The sequence below is a fragment of the Synechococcus sp. R5-12 genome (genome assembly GCF_047502655.1).
Taxonomy (GTDB): Bacteria; Cyanobacteriota; Cyanobacteriia; order Thermostichales; family Thermostichaceae; genus Thermostichus.
Genome location: NZ_JANSIM010000143.1, coordinates 1 through 15270, shown reverse-complemented (window position 1 = coordinate 15270; position 15270 = coordinate 1). Strand labels below are relative to the sequence as shown.

Here is a 15270-nt window from a genome sequence, read left to right as displayed (position 1 = left end):
GCGCCAGCGGGCCGGAGGCCTTAAGCCCGCCCTGTACTGCGAAGCAGTCAGGGCCGGGTAGTTTACTGCCAGCTTTTTGCGCTTCTTGTACAGGAAAGCGGGATTCTTAGCGCAGGAAGTTGGCGGGCCGACTCAGTTGGATCCCTTGCGAGAGCTGGGGTTGAACTTGTGGGGGATCCTCACCTGGCCGATTTCGCTGGGGTTGGTCGTCTTCTCCTGCTGGGTGCTGTATCGATTTGGCCCCAGCTTACGCCGACCCCAAATGCCGATTTGGCCGGGAGCCATCGTGGCCAGCCTACTGTGGGTTGGGGTGTCGTGGGGGCTGCGGATTTACGTGGAGCACTTTGGGCAGTTCAACCAAGTCTACAGGGCGGTGGGGGCGGTTATTGTGCTGCTGCTCTGGGTTTGGCTCACTTCCTTGGCGCTGCTGTTTGGGGATCAAATCAACATCGCCCTCTACCAGGCGCGAAAATGGATTGCAGAACGGGATCCCTAGCCCCACCCCAAATCCGAGTTATGGATGCAGACGGAAATTCTTTCGCCCACTCCTGAGCACATTGCCGTAGCGGCTGCGGCCTTGCTGCAGGGCCAGTTGGTGGCCATCCCCACGGAGACGGTTTACGGCCTGGCGGGCAATGGCTTGGATGAGCAGGCAGTGGCAAACATTTTTGCCGCCAAGGAGCGCCCCCGCTTCGATCCCCTGATCCTGCATCTGCCGGCTGGGGTGACCCTAGAGCAGCTGCAGGGGTGGCTGGTGGATGTGTCGGCTTTTACTCCCACCGCCCGTGCTCTGCTGGGATCCCTGATCGACACCTTCTGGCCGGGGCCCCTAACCTTGGTGCTGCCCAAGTGTCCCACCGTGCCGGATCTGGTGAGCAGCGGGTTGCCTACTGTTGCCCTGCGGGTGCCTGCTCACCCGGTGGCTCAAGCTTTGTTGCAGGCGGTGCAAACCCCTCTGGCTGCCCCCAGTGCCAATCGCTTTGGCCGCATCAGCCCCACCTCAGCCCAGGCCGTCTATGCAGAGTTGGGAGGGCGGATCCCTTACATCTTGGAGGGGGGAGAGTGTGCTGTGGGCCTGGAGTCCACCGTGCTAAAGCTCAGCCCCGAGGGGATCCCAACGCTGCTGCGCCCAGGAGGGATCCCACTGGAAGCCCTGGAGGCCCACCTGGGGTTGCCCATCCGGTTGCCCCCAGAACAGGCCCCCAAGGATGGCACAACGGGCCCGCCGGAAGCGCCGGGACGGCTGAGCAGCCACTACGCTCCCAGTAAGCCCCTCCGGCTTTTGCCCACCCCTTTTGCCCAGCTTCAGCCCGGCGATTGGCAACAGGTGCAGCACCTGACAACCGGTCATTCCCACCTGGGCATCCTCAGCTTTGCCACGGATCCGCAGGCTCTGCTGAACACCCTCTCCCGCCATTGGCCGGGGATCACTTTCAGTTTGGAGTGTTTGGGTTCGGATCCCAAGGCAGCCGCCCGCGCCCTCTTTGCCAGCCTGCGCCGACTGGATGAGGGAGATGCTACGCTCCTGCTGGCAGAGCCCCCACCCATCTCGACGGGGTTGGGCTATGCGATGATGGATCGGCTACGCCGGGCCAGCAGCCTTTCGCGTTAGCGTCGCTTAGCGATATGGAACCTTCCCCCCTCGTTGCCATCGTAATGGGCAGCGATTCCGATCTGCCCACCCTTGCACCCGCCGCCCAGGTGTGTGAGGAGTTTGGGATCCCTTACCAGATGCAGATCCTCAGCGCCCACCGCACCCCCGAGGCCATGGTAGAGTTTGCCCGCCGCGCCCATACCCAAGGGATCCGCGTCATCATTGCCGGGGCAGGGGGAGCAGCCCATTTGCCGGGGATGGTGGCCTCTCTCACCCCCCTGCCGGTGATCGGGGTGCCGGTGCTCAGCCCATCCCTGCAGGGGATCGACTCCCTGTACTCAATTGTGCAAATGCCCAAAGGGATCCCGGTGGCCACGGTGGCCATTGGCAACGGCTACAACGCGGGTCTGTTGGCGGTGCAGATCCTAGCCAGTGGGGATCCCGATCTGCTCCGGCGGGTGATCGCCTATCGGGAAAGCCTAAAACAGGCGGTGCAGGAGAAAAACGACCAGTTGCAAACCCAAGGGTGGAAAGCCTACCTCGACTCTATAAAGCATAAGAGCATAATTTAAGGAGCGTTGATCTATCTTGCCGCTTGCAAAGGGTCAGATAGGGCCGAGTTTTGGGAGTTGCCATCGGTGAAGCATCAATCGGGTCGCCCTTCTTCCGGCCAGGGATCCTGGCCAGAATATCTGCAGCGGGTGGGGCGTGGGGCAGTGGAGACGGGATCCCAAGTTGCTCTGTGGATCCTATCGGGGCCGCAGTGGCGGGTTTTGGCTCTGTCGGCCTTGGCGTTGGCAGGGCTGGCCTTCTGGAATGGGCGGCTGGCGCTCTCTCTGGGGGTGGGCACCTTGGTGATGTTGGGGCTACAGGGGGTGCGCAGCCCTGAGTTCAACCGCCGCTGGCAGGAGTGGCGAGCTTGGTTTCGGCAGGCGGATCGCTGGCTTTTGCTGGCAATTGGTTCGGGAGCAGCCGCCACCTTGGGCACCTACACCCTCATCTCCATCTGGGCAGAATCCACCCAACGCTGGCTGGCCACCGGTGCCATTCTACAGGGATTGGCCACTCTAGCCTTGTTGTCGCTGCTGTTTGGGGAGTGGCTCAGGGGCCGACAAGAGCGGCAACGGTCTCAATTGGAGCGCGACCTCAGCGACATTGCTTCTCCCGATCCCTTCCGACGGCTGGCGGGCGTTCGCCGCTTGCAGAGCTTAATGTCCCACCTGGATCCCGAGCAAACCCGGCTGGCGGTGGATTATCTGCGGTTGGCCCTCGACCAAGAGACGGTAGCGGTTGTGCGGGAAGCCCTGCTGGAGGCCCTACAGGGATGGGGGATCCTGCGCCGCCTCAACGATTTGACCAATCTCAAACACCCCAGCAGGGATCCCTCTTCAAACTAAGATAACGGCTGTCTTGGTCCTCAAGGGTTTGACTGGGATGATAAATTCAGTCCCTTGGGCAATCCGCCAAATAGATTGCTCACCTCAGGTTTAGCTAAACCGCCGAGAAGCCCCGCGCTGTATGCGTAGCAACCCTGCGGGAAGCTAGCTACAGGGTCGGGAGTATGTTACGCGGCATACCCCCTTTCCATCTAGGCTCAGGCTTGTCCCTCTGCCGCCAGCCCTATTGCAAAAAGCTTGCTTGGAGCTGGCCTGCAAGGAAGGCTAGAATCCTTTACCATGGGTAATCCTCTCCAGCCGCTCCCTTAGCCGCACTGTGCCAGCATGTATACCATTTCCGACTTTGACCGCCTGATCCAGTTTCTCCCAGTGGAGATCCGCCCTGAAGTGCAGATCGAGATCGGCACCCCCGACCAGTCTCGGATTGTGCAGCCGCTGTGGCGCTTTCCCTGGCAGAAATACTCTCGCTTCGCCATTGACCTCAGCCGTTGGCAGAAGCTGAGCCCTGACCAGCAGAAGATCTACTTCTTGCGAGAAGCGGTGATGGCCACAGAGCTGGCTTTGGGGGATAACTGGTCGGCGTTGTTGCTGTATCCCGCCTTGATCGGGGCCGGCAGCATGGGCATTTTGGTAGAGCTGCAGATGGGAGATAACCTCGGCGTTGGCTTAGCAGCAGGCTTGGCCGCGTCAGCGGTGTTTCTGTTGCGCAAAGCGGAGAAGGGCCAGAAGGCCCAGGTAGCAGCCGACGAGTTTGCCGTGCGCTATGCCTCCCAGAATGGCTACACCTCCGAGCAAGCTGCTGCTATCTTGCTGAGCGCGCTGCAGCAGGTGGCCATCCTCGAAGATCGCGTCAAGAACGACTACGACACCACCATGCGCCGCCGCAACCTGGAGTTCTTGGCGCAGCGGGGTTTGGGATCCGGCACCTTGACCATCAATCCTAAGTACCGCAACAAAGGCCAGAGCTCCAACCCCGGCCCCAATCCTTACCAAAACCCCTTCCAGCGCTGAGTCTTCAAGGCATGCGCAGCTCCCCTTCTACCTCGAGGCGGGTGTAGGGGCCGACGCGAAGGAAGCGCTCCCCCAGCATCTCGGCGGCGGCAGGCTGGATCCAGCCCATGCGCTGCAGCAGGTGCAAAGCCAAAGCATATTTGGCCCGTGCAGCTCCATCCTGAACCTTGATGGCCAGGCCCATGCCTTCCCCTACCCGGCCAATGCATTGGATCCCTTCAGCACCCGATTTGCTCACCAGATCCCCTTGAGTGGCCCGCATCAATTCCGTGTCGAAACACCCCTGTCCGGCCACCATCTCCGGGTGATGGGTCATGGCCCGTGCTACCGATTCCAAGTCGGGCCGCTCGCCGGCGGTCAGTTGGGCGAATAGAGAAGCCAGGTGGTTCAGTTGCAATTGGTAGGTGGGCACCCCACAGTCATCCCGCGCAAACAAAAACTCTTCCGAGGGCATTTGCAGCAAATCCGCCAGCTTGGCCCGCACCAGGGCTTGCACCGGATGCTGCCGCTGGGCGTAGTCTGACAAGGTCCAGTTTTGGGCGCGGCTGGCCATAAGCATGCCGGCATGTTTGCCGGAGCAGTTGTGGCACAGGGGGCTGGGCTTGCCGGGTGGGGTGGGGCAGACCAGCAAATCGGGAGACAGATCGGCCCGCCACAGTATACTGAACACCTGCCGCGCATGAGCCGTGGTGCCCTGATGGGATCCGCACATGATGGCAATATCTTTCTCGCTGAGGCGGTAGCGCTCGCGGATGCCGGTGGAGAGCATGGCCAGCGCTTGGAAAGGCTTGAGGGCAGAACGGGCAAAGACGGGGGTGGTGCTGTTGCCGGCTATGGCCAGAGAACGCCCGCGGCTATCGGCCACGACAGCTTGGCAATGATGGATAGATTCGGTCAACCCCTCCCGCAAGACATGGATTAAGAGTTCAGGGGCGGTGGAACGATTCTCAAATGACATGAAAACCTGGGAAAGGGCTGACGAAGCTGGGAAAGAGGGTGTGTACTCTTCAAATCATACGCGCAGATCCTACACGAGAAGTTGGCGGGATCCCCTAAAGTAGCAAAATGGAACCCTTCCGCTCGGATCCCTGACCTCTGCCATGTCCTCCAATCCCCTGGTGTTTTTGGTCTGTCACGGCAGCCGGGATCCCGATTATCAGCAGGCTTTGGCAGATTTGTTGGCCCGGGTGCAGCAGCAGCTGGCTCCCCAGCCGGTGGAGCTGGCCCAGTTGGAAGGTCAGCCTCTCACCCTGGCCGAACAGATTCAAGGACGGCTGGCAGCTTGGCTGGGCGCAGGCCGATCTCCCGATCAAGTGGTGCTGCTGTCGCTGTTTATGGGCGAGGGATCCCATGTGGAAGAGGATTTACCGGCTGCGGTGAAGCAGGTTCAAGCTCGCTGGCCGCGCCTGCCCATCCGGTTAACACCCCCCATTGGCCAGCACCCGGCCCTCCTGGATCTGTTGGTGGCTCGCATTCTGGCTCCACAGCCCTCTTGCTCTGCAACGCTCAGGCAATCCGGCGAACGGGCAGATGCCTGGATTGTGCTTGGCCATGGCAGCCGTCTGCCGGGGTTTGCCGCCCAGCTCCAAGCAGGGATCCAAACTGTGCAACGGCGCTTGCCCGAGATCCCCTTGCATGTGGCTTTTGCTGCCCAGTCCCCCACCTTAGAAGCGGTCGTGATCCATTGCTTGCGCCTTAGCCAGTGCCGTCTACGGGTGCTGCCGTTTTTTCTCTTTCCAGGCGGTCTGCTGCGCGCCCTACAAGAACAGGCTCAGCGATTACAGCGGGAATGGCCTCTGCTCCAAATCCAGGTGGAGCCGCCCCTCTGGCGGGATCCTCAACTGATGCAGGCCATTGTGGAGACACTCCAGGCTTTTAGCCCGGCGCTGGAATAGCCGAATCTTTCCCGTTCCCTCAAAATGGATATTTCCAACAGCAATGACGCGACCAGGACTTGAGATGGGCAAAGTGTATTTGGTGGGGGCAGGGCCTGGGGATCCAGGGCTGCTGACGGTGAAGGGAAAGGCGCTACTCGCCCACGCGGATGTGGTCATCTACGATGCTCTGGTGGGATCCTCCATCCTGGAGCTGATCCCGCCGACGGCAGAACGGATCTATGCTGGCAAACACTGCGGCGCTCACACCTTGCCCCAGGAGCAGATCACAGCCTTGCTGATGGAGAAAGCTCGGACGGCAGCCGTGGTGGTGCGGCTCAAAGGGGGGGATCCCTTCATCTTTGGGCGAGGCGGCGAGGAGATGTTGGCTCTGGTGCAGGCCGGGATCCCGGTGGAGGTGGTGCCGGGAATTACGGCGGGCATTGCCGCCAGCGCCTATGCCGGGATCCCTCTCACCCATCGCGACCTCAGCTCCTCAGTTGCTTTTGTTACCGGACATGAGGCGGCAGGGAAATACCGCCCTCAGGTCAATTGGCGGGCTTTGGCCGGGGCGGTGGAAACCCTGGTGATCTACATGGGCATGCACAACCTCAGCCACATTGCCGCTGAATTGTTGGCCGGAGGGAAAGCTCCCGATACCCCGGTTGCCCTGATCCGCTGGGGCACCACCCCTGAGCAAGAGATTCATCTGCTCCGCCTGCAGACTCTGGCTGGGCAGCCCTCGCCCGTAGCACCGCCTTCAATTGTTGTGGTGGGAGCGGTGGTCAGCCTGGCCAGCTTGTTGCCCACTTTGCGTCCGCCAGTCTCGTATTGCTCCGCAGCGCTTGCGCAACCGGAATCTCCATGAACGCCTTCTTTCGCAAGTTGGGTGCCCTCTTCTCCGCCTACTACGCCTACATGCTGGAGTACCGGGCCGAGCTGATCCTGTGGGTGTTGGCCGGATCCCTGCCCCTGATCATGATGGGGGTGTGGAGCGAGGCAGCCCGCTCAGGAGACTTCTCGCTGTCTGCTCTGGAGTTCATCCGCTACTTTCTGGCGGTGTTCCTGGTGCGCCAGTTCACCATCGTCTGGGTCATCTGGGACTTTGAGCGAGAGGTGGTCGAAGGCAAATTATCTCCTCGCCTGTTGCAGCCTCTGGATCCCGCTTGGCACCATGTGGCCAGCCACCTGATGGAGCGCTTGGCCCGTCTCCCCTTTACCCTGGTTTTAATCGCCCTTTTCTTCGTCCTCTACCCCCGTGCCTTTTGGATCCCCTCTTGGGCACAGGTGGGGCTGGGATCCCTGGCCATTCTCCTGGCTTTTGCCCTGCGCTTTCTCATGCAGTACACCTTGGCGCTGCTGGCCTTTTGGGTGGAACGGGTGACGGCCTTGGAGCAATTCCATTTTTTGGTGTACTTGTTTTTCTCGGGGGTGATCGCTCCTCTGGAGGTGTTCCCACCACCCGTGCGCCAGGTCTTGGCCTGGACACCCTTCCCCTACCTGGTGCATTTTCCCGCCAGCCTCTGGGCAGGGATCCCGGTGGATATTCTGGGCGGCTTTGGCATGGGCCTGGCCTGGACGGGCCTGCTCTGGCTGGCTAACCGCTGGTTGTGGCGCAAAGGCTTGCAACAGTACTCGGGAATGGGAGCTTAGAGGGCCAGGTTCAGTCCCTCATTTCACAGCTACCGTAGTCTTCAGCTTTCAACCAGGCCACCCTTGAAACCACTATTATGGGTCAAGGCACCCCAGCCAAATGACGAATCCTGTCCGTCTCCCTAAAATAGCGACAGATAACAGGTGAATAGCGCTTTACCCTTTTCCCTAACAGCCTCCTCGAGTCCTCATGAAGCGTGTACTGGTCGTAGATGACGATCCCCTCTCCCTGAAGGTGCTGAGCCGCCACCTGACTCAGCATGGCTATCGGGTTTGTACAGGCGCTTCGGGTGTAGAAGGGTTGCGTCTGTTTGCCCAAGAGCAGCCGGATGTGGTGGTTTCAGATGTGGTGATGCCGGAAATGGACGGCTTCGAGTTTTGCCGACAGCTGCGCCAACAGCGCGGCGGCGAGCTCGTCCCCTTCATTTTTCTCTCTTCGCGGGGAGAGATCGATGACCGAGTTCAGGGCTACGAGCGGGGGGCGGATGACTACATCATCAAGCCCTTTGAACCCCTGGAGTTGGTGGCCAAAATCGAGGCCCAGATTGAACGCTCCCGCCGCACCCAATCGGAAATTTTGCGGCTAATCCAACAGCAGTCCCAGCCAAAACCCGAAGCGGACCCCCGCCCCACCCCACCCGAATTGCCTCTGACCCCTGCTGAGGAGCGGGTCTTTCGGGAAGTCATTCGCGGCTTCACCAACAAGCAAATCGGCGAGAAGCTGTTCATCAGCCCGCGCACTGTGCAAACTCACCTGACCAACATCCTCAGCAAGCTTTCTTTGGAAAATCGCTCGCAACTGGTGCGTTTTGCCTACGAACGGGGCTACACCGCCGAAGAGGAGCCGGGCCAGAAGGGATCCCTCTCAGGCCAGGTGTAGCCTCAAAACAGCACGTGGCGCTTTTCGCACCCGGCAGGGGATCCGCTCCTTGCCCAAGCGGACAAATGCCTCGTAGCGATGGCAGCCGGAGAACCCATAATACTCCCCTTCCACTTCCAAAACCTCAATGGGCTCCTGTAGGCCGACTGCTTCAATGGAAGCCATCAGCGCCTGCACCTTATCCGGATCCGTTTGCCGCGGCAAAGGGCGGCGAATTTGGGCAAGGGGAATCTCGCGAATCTGCGCCATGTTGAACTTTCTCCCTAAGCAAGCTACTTAATCATACTCGTTATGACTTTGCTCTATCAAGACTGGCAGAGGGGATGGATTCTCAGGCCAGAGCATGGCAGGATAACACCATTCCTCACTGCTCTCTCCCTCAGTAGCCAACCCAGCCATGTGGCAACTCCTCAAAGCCTTATGGGGAAAGATCGCCGGCCAAGCCCCCCCTGCACCCCCCGCTGCCGCGCCACGACCACCCCTTGACAAGAGGCTGGTTCAGCAGCCCTCTCCCCGGAATGTCCCTGCTGCAGAGGCCGCCCGCAAAGAAGAAGCCCCTGAGCCCACACCAGAACATTCCGCCCCAAAAGTTGCAGCAGCCCAACGGGGTGAGGAACCTGTGGTGTTGCTCCCTTCTCAGGAGAAATCCCCAGACTCTGTGGCAGTAGAATCCCCCATCGGCCCGGCTCAACCCACCTCTACCGCCAAAAGCATCAGCAGCTTCTGGGCCATGACCGACACTGGATCCCGGATTTCCTGCATTGCTGCCACCACCGACAGTGGCCGTGCGGTCAGCTCCATTGCGACTGCTAGGCTCCGCCAACCGGAATAGCGACCGGGATCCCTCTGGCTCCAGAAAAAAACTTCAGGGCAAGTCAGGAATAACTCCTATCCATTTCCACCCGCTACTGCAGGGATCCCCAGGGGGCATTGGGCCGATAATAGACAGGTAGCGTTGGGGGTTCCAAGCATGCTGGAGATGATCTTTAACGGGGCCAACTGGTTTGCTCTGCCCTTTTGGGCAATGATGATTCTGTTGCCGGGTTGGAAGGTAACCCGCAAGGTGATGGAATCGCTTTTGCCCATCGCTCTTCTGGCGGCGGTTTATTTGTATCTTTTGGTCACCGGGTTTAATGCCGATGTTCTCAAGGAATTTTCCAACCCTCAACTGTCTCTGACCAGCCTAACTGGCCTATTCAGTCAACCCTCTGTTATGGCGACGGGATGGGTACACTACATCGTCATGGATTTGTTTGTGGGCCGCTGGATCTTTTTGGAAGGGTGGGATAAGCGAGTATGGACAACCCATTCTCTGATTTTGTGCTTGTTTGCCGGGCCTGTGGGTCTGCTCTCCCATTTGCTTACGGTGGCGATTGTACAAGCAACTCGCCAGAACCGGCCCAGTGTTGCTCAACCTGAAAAAGGCTCAGAAGTGCCGCAAGAATCCATCTAGCCCCTGCTTGGCTTTATGGCTCTTTCCGATGCACAGGGTGCAAAATGAGCAGCGTGGGATCATCCTCGACCTCAACGTTGCTGCCACGCAGCTCCCCAGCGCTACGTACTCGCCAGCACACAGGGTGGTTCCCGAGTGCCTTTAGGTGCCGTTGTAAACAACAACCACAAAACCCACTGAGGTCGGATCCAACCGTCAGGCTGTCGGGTTTAGGGCCTACAGCCCGTTTACGCGAACAATGCGCCCTGTGCTGCTGTGGGCGAGAGCGGCTGACTACCCTGGCACTGCAGGCAGCGTAGCACAAAGCCGCTTTAAAGGGCGGGGCTTCAAACCCAGTTTTTCGGTAACCGAATTCTTGTATTCTGAAACCCTGACATACTCCCCGCCCTACTGGCTTGCTTCCGCGCAGCGATGGGACGGGGCCTCAAGCTCAGTCTTCGGGTAAACAGGAGTGCAAACCTCTCATGACTGCTACCTTTGTTCACACACCCTTGGCGCAAACTGTTCTGCCTCGCCCTTCCCGAACTCGGGATCTCCTGCTGGTTCTGGGGGGAAGTTTGTTCGTAGCTGCCTTGGCTCAGGTGCGGATCCCTCTGCCCTTCACGCCGGTACCGATTACCGGGCAAACCTTTGGAGTAATGCTGGTGGGGGCAGGCTTTGGGGCACGGCTGGGCTTTCTCACGTTGCTGGTGTACCTGCTGGAAGGGATCCTGGGATTGCCCTTCTTCAGCGGTGGCGGATCCGGGCTTGGCCACTTGGCCGGGGCGACGGGGGGCTACCTGTTGGCTTTTCCCCTGGCTGCAGGGCTGATGGGTTGGTTGGTGGAGCGCTGGGGCGTGGATCGCAACCCCTGGAAGATGGCGCTGGCGATGTTGTCCTGCTCGGCTCTGATTTTTTTGCTAGGAGCCACTTGGCTAGGGGTGTGGCTGAACCAGAATGTTGAGCCCACCTCGATCTTGGCCGTCCTCAACAAGGGGGTCTTCCCTTTTATTCCAGGAGACTTGGTGAAGTGCGGACTGGCGGCAGTGCTGCTGCCCACCATCTGGCGCTGGGTGGGTCGGGAAAGGCCACCGGCAGACTCCTAGCCCACTGGGCAAGAGCAGCAACTCTAAAGACCGCTCCGGCAAAGCAGAAGGGGCCTGGGATTAGCCTCGGGTCGGAAAATCTAAAAAAAAGATAACAGCTCCGAGGATTTGGCCTTTTTTCTGAGATTCTAAAAACTGTGCTCAATGCGATGTTCAATACGGCCTATTCATGGAGCTTTTCTTTATATTGCTCTAGAGTTTTATAAGTCGCTGACTGGTCGCGGCAGAGCCCCCTTGTGGGGCTTTTTATTTTCTATCTGCCGACCGGAAAAAGTTGAACTCAACCTACTATGGTCATTCCAAGCTATAATTTGATCTCTATAGACTCCCTAAATAGACGGGAACCCCGTCAGGCAACAGACGCGCCGGATCCCAGAAACATCCTGGTGGGTAGTCATTCAGCCCTTGACGGGCACCTTCTTTTCCAGCCACTGAGCCACTTGATCTGCCAGGTCAACTCCTTCCAACTGACAGAGTTCTCGCAGCATTGTTGGGCTGGTCACGTTCACTTCGGTTAGTCGTTCCCCGATAACATCAATCCCGACAAAATACAGCTTCTCCTGCCTGAGCACCGGCGCCAAAGCCCCGCAGAGAGCCCGTTCTTTTTCGGTAATCTTGGTTTTTTCCACTCGACCGCCGGCAGCAACATTGCCCCGAAAATCTCCCTCTCCAGGGATCCGATTGACGGCGCCCAAAGGTTCTCCTTCCAGCAACAAAATGCGTTTATCTCCTGCCGCCGCCTGTGGCAAATACTCTTGCACCATCACGGGCAGCCGACCAAATTGGGTGCTCATTTCAATCAACGAGTTGAGGTTTGGATCCCCGGCATTGACCCTCAGGATCCCTTCCCCACCTTTGCCACCCAAGGGCTTGAGCACCGCCTGTCCTTCCTGTTCGACGAACTGACGCAGCAGGCGTTTGTTGCTGCTGACGCGGGTACGCGGGATCCACTCTTGAAATTGCAGGGCATAGAGCTTTTCGTTGGCCGAGCGGATCCCGGCAGGATGATTGAGCACCAGCGTGCGGTTGGGGGAGAGACGATCCAAAAGGTAAGTGGCATAGAGATAGGCCGTATCCACCGGCGGATCCTTGCGCATCCACACCGCCTGCATTTGGCTCAGGGGCAGCAGTTTCTGGTCTTTGACCTCATACCAGGGATCCGCCTTCAGATCCAACCGGATTTCCTCAAGGGATCCCCACGTTTCCCCTTGATCCCAGTAGAGATCCGCCAGGCCCAGGCAGAAAATGCGGTGCCCCCGTTTCTGCAGAGCTTCCATCAGGGCAATGCTGGTGTCATGGCCCACCTGCAACTGAGGCAATGGATCGACAATAAAAGCTACCTGCATGGGAGGTGTGGTTCACTGACGAAAGGCTGCCCCGAGTATGCAACAAATCGGAGCCGATTGTGCTCTGCTGGCAGGCTGTTTCCACAAGAGAAGACCCCCTCTGGAAAGCTCGATGCAGGGTTGTCTTTTTAACATCCTCTTAACCTCGACAGGCGACGCAAACGTTAGCTTGATAGGTGGAATCCCCAGTTGGCCCTCAGTTCTCGGCTGGGTTGACCGGATTTCTGGCCTAACCTGTGAGGAATGCTCCATCTGTGAGTGCTCCCCCTTCTCAACCCTCAGAGCCGGTTCGCATTGAAACCACGCGGGACTTGCTGGAAGCCTTGCGTGAGGGGCGCTCCCTGTTGGGTGCCAACCTGGAGAATGCCTACCTCTCGCGGGGCCTGTTCGACCGCATCCAGATGCCCAAAGCCAACTTGACCCGGGCTAACCTGCGCTCGATCAGCCTGCAGCAAGCCGACCTACGTCTGTGCAACTTTCGCCGCGCTGAGCTAGAGCGGGCCAATTTTACCGCCTCAGATCTACGGGGATCCAGCTTTAGCCAGGCTCTGGGGGACTACAGCAACTTTACCGCCGCCAAACTGGACAAAAGCAGCTTTCAGGGGGGCCGTTTCAGCCATGCCATCTTTCGCGAAGCCAGCTTGGTGGCTGCCAACCTAGCGGAGGGGAACTTCTTTGCCGCCGACTTCCGCCAGGCTAACCTATCTCGCTGCAACCTCTCCCAGGCCGCCTTGGTGAGTTGCCAGCTTCAGTTTGCCAACCTGGAACAGGCCATTTTGGTGGGGGCCAACCTACAGGATGCTCAGATTGAAAACACGCTCTTCAGTGGAGCCGATTTTACCGATGCCAAGCTCTCCGATGAGACGCGCAAGCTCTTAATCGAGCGGGCCAGCGGCACCAACGAGCTTACCCAACGGGATACCCTCAACACCTTGCTGGCGGGATTGCAGCCCAAGTCGCGTAAGCTTTTTGGCTTGCTGTGAGGTTGGAGCTGTCAGACACAACTGGGCTGAGGAGAAAGCTCAAAACCGGCTGAGGTCGATCCCGGCTTCCCGGGCCATGGCTCCTATACCCTTGGCCTTGAGAGTCTTCAAGGCTTTGGTGGAAAGGCGCAGACGAACAAACCGCTTACCCTCTTCCCACCAGATGCGCTTCCACTGCAAATTGACTTCCTGCAGGCGCTTGGTGCGCCGGTGGGAGTGGGAGATGGCAAAAGCGTTGTTGCGTTTCTTGTTGGTTAGTTGGCAGCGACGCGCCATGGGATCAAAGCAAACTCAGCCTAGCTATCGTAAGGCATCTTTTTGTTGGGCAGCAAGCTGAAGTTGACTTTGCAACTGGGCTAGCTCTGCCTTCAGTCGGTCAAAGGTTTGTTGGCAGTGGTTAACGCTTTTTAGGGGCAGCTCTTCATTTTTGGCAATGCAGGTCACCTGTACAGAGCCGTCGGCAGCCTGACGGGTGCGATCCACAAACACTTCCACCGTCACCAGTTTGGTGTGGGGATTTTTTCCGGGAGGCTCGCCGGCCACCCAATAATCAAGGCTGTTGTGGAGGATATTGAGTTGGCAGCGCTCCAAAACAGCGCGGATCGACTCGCTGAGCTGCTCGGCTGAGCCCACAAGCTGGGTAACGCAAGAGTATCGAGCCATAGAACAGGCAAGCCACCACGGTTATTCTACCATTAAGTTTTCGGCTCCTGCAGCCAAAGGCGAACCGGCAAAATTGCGCTCAAGAGTACTCTACACCGGCTCGGTTAGCCCTGCTGCGAGGAGGTGAATTACGTTAGAACATGAACAACTCCCAGGAGAGTTGCCATGTTTAGGGTCTCCTGTTTGGCTCATTCTCTTTTGCTACTGGGATCCCTGGGCCTGGGTTGGATAGGCGTGTCTTTTGCCCACGCGCAGCCCTTTCAGGCGGGCGACCTGGATGGGGATGGCCGTTTGACGGTGCAGGATCTCAACCTGTTGGGGGCCTACTTGCGGGGAGAACGGGGATTGACCGACGACCAGATCCGAGCTGCCGATGTCGACCAGGATGGACGGATCACAGAAGCCGACTGGCAAGTGTTGCAGCAGCGCATTCAGGCAGCAACGGATGTGCCCACAGGACAGGTGCAGTTGGATTCCGCCTATTCGGGACAGGTGGTGGATCGGCTGACAGGGCAGCCCTTGGCCGGGGCGGAGGTGGCCATTCCGGGGGCGGGTATTTCGGTGCGCACCGATGCCCAGGGTCGGTTTCGCCTGCCAGGGCCGCTGCCGGCAGAAGAAATTTTGGTGGCGCGGCTGGAAAATTACTTGCCCTATTCCCAAAGTACAGGCAACGGTCAAGCCAGCGGGGATCGGCCTTGGCAACTGCAGTTGGAGCGCTGGGATCCCAACACAACTTTGGTGCTGGAGGCGAATGTCATCCGCCTGGGCGATAACCAGTACTCGCCGGAATCGGCTGCTGCCGGGCAATTTCTGGGCCCTGCCCAAGGGGTGGAGATGACCCGCTCTTTCACTTTGCAACGCCTGCCTTCGCGCCCACCGGTTTTGCGGATTGGATCCCTGATTGGGTTGGATACAGCTGCCGCCTATCGGGCCGGTCAATCTCGGATCCCCAGTGCCAATATGTCTCCCATGCAGGTCATTCTGAACGGGGTGGAAATCGAGCAGATTCACCTGGGGGGAGATAACCTACAGATTCCCCTGCCGCTGCAACCTCTGCGCCTGGGCCTGAACACTGTTACCCTGCGCACCGGCAAAACCCTGATTCAGCCCCCCATGGTCACCCGTGGTCCCCAAGTGCCGATCAGCATTCCCCTTTTCGGGGGATCCCTGCACATCTCGGTGCCGCTGGGAGGTGATACAGTCATCCGGCACGGTGGAGCCTGGGTGGATCATGACGATGTGCAGTTGGCTAACGTAACCATCGAGATCCCCAAGTAAACTACCCGGCCCTGACTGCTTCGCAGTACGGGGCGGGCTTTCGGTAGCCCTGC

Annotated in this window: 18 protein-coding genes; 13 read left to right on the top strand and 5 right to left on the bottom strand. The window is 59.0% G+C overall.

The genetic code is table 11. From position 1 onward, the window contains the following. Window positions 1–85 precede the first annotated feature (85 nt). The 5 genes from NW843_RS08550 (at window position 86) to NW843_RS08530 (ending at window position 4002) form a co-directional block, all read left to right on the top strand. Window positions 86–496 (top strand): YihY/virulence factor BrkB family protein, encoded by a 411-nt coding sequence (locus NW843_RS08550; RefSeq protein WP_414522671.1) that lies wholly within the window; start codon window positions 86–88, stop codon window positions 494–496. A 24-nt stretch (window positions 497–520) separates the two neighbouring features. Then, window positions 521–1612 carry an L-threonylcarbamoyladenylate synthase gene (locus NW843_RS08545; RefSeq protein ID WP_414522670.1) on the top strand — a complete coding sequence of 364 codons (1092 nt, stop codon included), beginning with the start codon at window positions 521–523 and terminating at the stop codon, window positions 1610–1612. A gap of 14 nt (window positions 1613–1626) precedes the next feature. Then, entirely contained in the window at window positions 1627–2166 is a 540-nt protein-coding gene (purE, locus tag NW843_RS08540; RefSeq protein ID WP_414522669.1) for a 5-(carboxyamino)imidazole ribonucleotide mutase, read from the top strand. A 66-nt stretch (window positions 2167–2232) separates the two neighbouring features. Then, complete coding sequence (locus tag NW843_RS08535) at window positions 2233–2991, top strand: hypothetical protein (protein ID WP_414522668.1); 759 nt, start codon at window positions 2233–2235, stop codon at window positions 2989–2991. Window positions 2992–3315: 324 nt separating this feature from the next. Beyond that, window positions 3316–4002 (top strand): DUF3318 domain-containing protein, encoded by a 687-nt coding sequence (locus NW843_RS08530; RefSeq protein ID WP_414522667.1) that lies wholly within the window; start codon window positions 3316–3318, stop codon window positions 4000–4002. Between the two features lie 4 nt (window positions 4003–4006). On the opposite strand, the gene NW843_RS08525 is transcribed toward NW843_RS08530, so the two are convergent. Next, complete coding sequence (locus tag NW843_RS08525; protein ID WP_414522666.1) at window positions 4007–4960, bottom strand: asparaginase; 954 nt, start codon at window positions 4958–4960, stop codon at window positions 4007–4009. 142 nt (window positions 4961–5102) lie between these two features. On the opposite strand from NW843_RS08525, the gene NW843_RS08520 reads away from it, so the two are divergent. From NW843_RS08520 to NW843_RS08505, 4 genes are all read left to right on the top strand, one after another. Then, window positions 5103–5897, top strand: a complete 795-nt coding sequence (locus NW843_RS08520) for a sirohydrochlorin chelatase (protein ID WP_011432672.1) — start codon at window positions 5103–5105, stop codon at window positions 5895–5897. 64 nt (window positions 5898–5961) lie between these two features. Further along, a complete protein-coding gene (gene cobA / locus NW843_RS08515) occupies window positions 5962–6744 on the top strand; it encodes a uroporphyrinogen-III C-methyltransferase (protein WP_011432673.1) in 783 nt (260 codons plus the stop codon). Further along, entirely contained in the window at window positions 6741–7529 is a 789-nt protein-coding gene (locus tag NW843_RS08510) for an ABC transporter permease (RefSeq protein WP_414522665.1), read from the top strand. The genes cobA and NW843_RS08510 overlap by 4 nt, the downstream gene beginning before the upstream one ends. 190 nt (window positions 7530–7719) lie before the next feature. Continuing rightward, the gene (locus NW843_RS08505; RefSeq protein WP_011432676.1) at window positions 7720–8409 is read left to right on the top strand and encodes a response regulator transcription factor; all 690 of its coding nucleotides are present in this window, start codon (window positions 7720–7722) and stop codon (window positions 8407–8409) included. Here the strand turns inward: NW843_RS08505 and NW843_RS08500 are convergent. Then, on the bottom strand, window positions 8395–8658 hold the full coding sequence (locus NW843_RS08500) for a sulfiredoxin (protein WP_011432677.1): 264 nt from the start codon (window positions 8656–8658) through the stop codon (window positions 8395–8397). The genes NW843_RS08505 and NW843_RS08500 overlap by 15 nt on opposite strands. 721 nt (window positions 8659–9379) lie before the next feature. Here NW843_RS08500 and NW843_RS08495 point away from each other — a divergent pair. Both NW843_RS08495 and NW843_RS08490 read left to right on the top strand, forming a co-directional pair. Beyond that, the gene (locus NW843_RS08495; protein WP_414522664.1) at window positions 9380–9862 is read left to right on the top strand and encodes an ABA4-like family protein; all 483 of its coding nucleotides are present in this window, start codon (window positions 9380–9382) and stop codon (window positions 9860–9862) included. A 464-nt stretch (window positions 9863–10326) separates the two neighbouring features. Further along, window positions 10327–10947, top strand: coding sequence for a biotin transporter BioY (locus NW843_RS08490; protein ID WP_011432681.1), 621 nt, complete (start codon window positions 10327–10329; stop codon window positions 10945–10947). 398 nt (window positions 10948–11345) lie between these two features. Here the strand turns inward: NW843_RS08490 and gshB are convergent, their stop codons facing one another. Further along, complete coding sequence (gene gshB, locus NW843_RS08485; protein ID WP_414522663.1) at window positions 11346–12293, bottom strand: glutathione synthase; 948 nt, start codon at window positions 12291–12293, stop codon at window positions 11346–11348. Between the two features lie 254 nt (window positions 12294–12547). Here gshB and NW843_RS08480 point away from each other — a divergent pair, with 254 nt between their 5' ends. Further along, window positions 12548–13276, top strand: coding sequence for a pentapeptide repeat-containing protein (locus NW843_RS08480; RefSeq protein ID WP_414522662.1), 729 nt, complete (start codon window positions 12548–12550; stop codon window positions 13274–13276). Between the two features lie 39 nt (window positions 13277–13315). Here NW843_RS08480 and rpmB read toward each other — a convergent pair whose 3' ends face one another. Both rpmB and NW843_RS08470 read right to left on the bottom strand, forming a co-directional pair. Continuing rightward, window positions 13316–13552 carry a 50S ribosomal protein L28 gene (gene rpmB / locus NW843_RS08475; RefSeq protein WP_414373986.1) on the bottom strand — a complete coding sequence of 79 codons (237 nt, stop codon included), beginning with the start codon at window positions 13550–13552 and terminating at the stop codon, window positions 13316–13318. A 24-nt stretch (window positions 13553–13576) separates the two neighbouring features. After that, window positions 13577–13939 (bottom strand): hypothetical protein, encoded by a 363-nt coding sequence (locus tag NW843_RS08470; protein ID WP_414344659.1) that lies wholly within the window; start codon window positions 13937–13939, stop codon window positions 13577–13579. A gap of 165 nt (window positions 13940–14104) precedes the next feature. On the opposite strand from NW843_RS08470, the gene NW843_RS08465 reads away from it, so the two are divergent. Then, a complete protein-coding gene (locus tag NW843_RS08465) occupies window positions 14105–15217 on the top strand; it encodes a dockerin type I domain-containing protein (protein ID WP_414407424.1) in 1113 nt (370 codons plus the stop codon). Window positions 15218–15270 lie beyond the last annotated feature (53 nt).

Coding starts and splice junctions, on each gene's coding strand:
- NW843_RS08545 (WP_414522670.1), top strand. CDS start 521: ATGCAGACGGAAATTCTTTCGCCCACTCCTGAGCACATTGCCGTAGCG.
- purE (WP_414522669.1), top strand. CDS start 1,627: ATGGAACCTTCCCCCCTCGTTGCCATCGTAATGGGCAGCGATTCCGAT.
- NW843_RS08530 (WP_414522667.1), top strand. CDS start 3,316: ATGTATACCATTTCCGACTTTGACCGCCTGATCCAGTTTCTCCCAGTG.
- NW843_RS08525 (WP_414522666.1), bottom strand. CDS start 4,960: ATGTCATTTGAGAATCGTTCCACCGCCCCTGAACTCTTAATCCATGTC.
- NW843_RS08520 (WP_011432672.1), top strand. CDS start 5,103: ATGTCCTCCAATCCCCTGGTGTTTTTGGTCTGTCACGGCAGCCGGGAT.
- cobA (WP_011432673.1), top strand. CDS start 5,962: ATGGGCAAAGTGTATTTGGTGGGGGCAGGGCCTGGGGATCCAGGGCTG.
- NW843_RS08510 (WP_414522665.1), top strand. CDS start 6,741: ATGAACGCCTTCTTTCGCAAGTTGGGTGCCCTCTTCTCCGCCTACTAC.
- NW843_RS08505 (WP_011432676.1), top strand. CDS start 7,720: ATGAAGCGTGTACTGGTCGTAGATGACGATCCCCTCTCCCTGAAGGTG.
- NW843_RS08500 (WP_011432677.1), bottom strand. CDS start 8,658: ATGGCGCAGATTCGCGAGATTCCCCTTGCCCAAATTCGCCGCCCTTTG.
- NW843_RS08495 (WP_414522664.1), top strand. CDS start 9,380: ATGCTGGAGATGATCTTTAACGGGGCCAACTGGTTTGCTCTGCCCTTT.
- NW843_RS08490 (WP_011432681.1), top strand. CDS start 10,327: ATGACTGCTACCTTTGTTCACACACCCTTGGCGCAAACTGTTCTGCCT.
- gshB (WP_414522663.1), bottom strand. CDS start 12,293: ATGCAGGTAGCTTTTATTGTCGATCCATTGCCTCAGTTGCAGGTGGGC.
- rpmB (WP_414373986.1), bottom strand. CDS start 13,552: ATGGCGCGTCGCTGCCAACTAACCAACAAGAAACGCAACAACGCTTTT.
- NW843_RS08470 (WP_414344659.1), bottom strand. CDS start 13,939: ATGGCTCGATACTCTTGCGTTACCCAGCTTGTGGGCTCAGCCGAGCAG.
- NW843_RS08465 (WP_414407424.1), top strand. CDS start 14,105: ATGTTTAGGGTCTCCTGTTTGGCTCATTCTCTTTTGCTACTGGGATCC.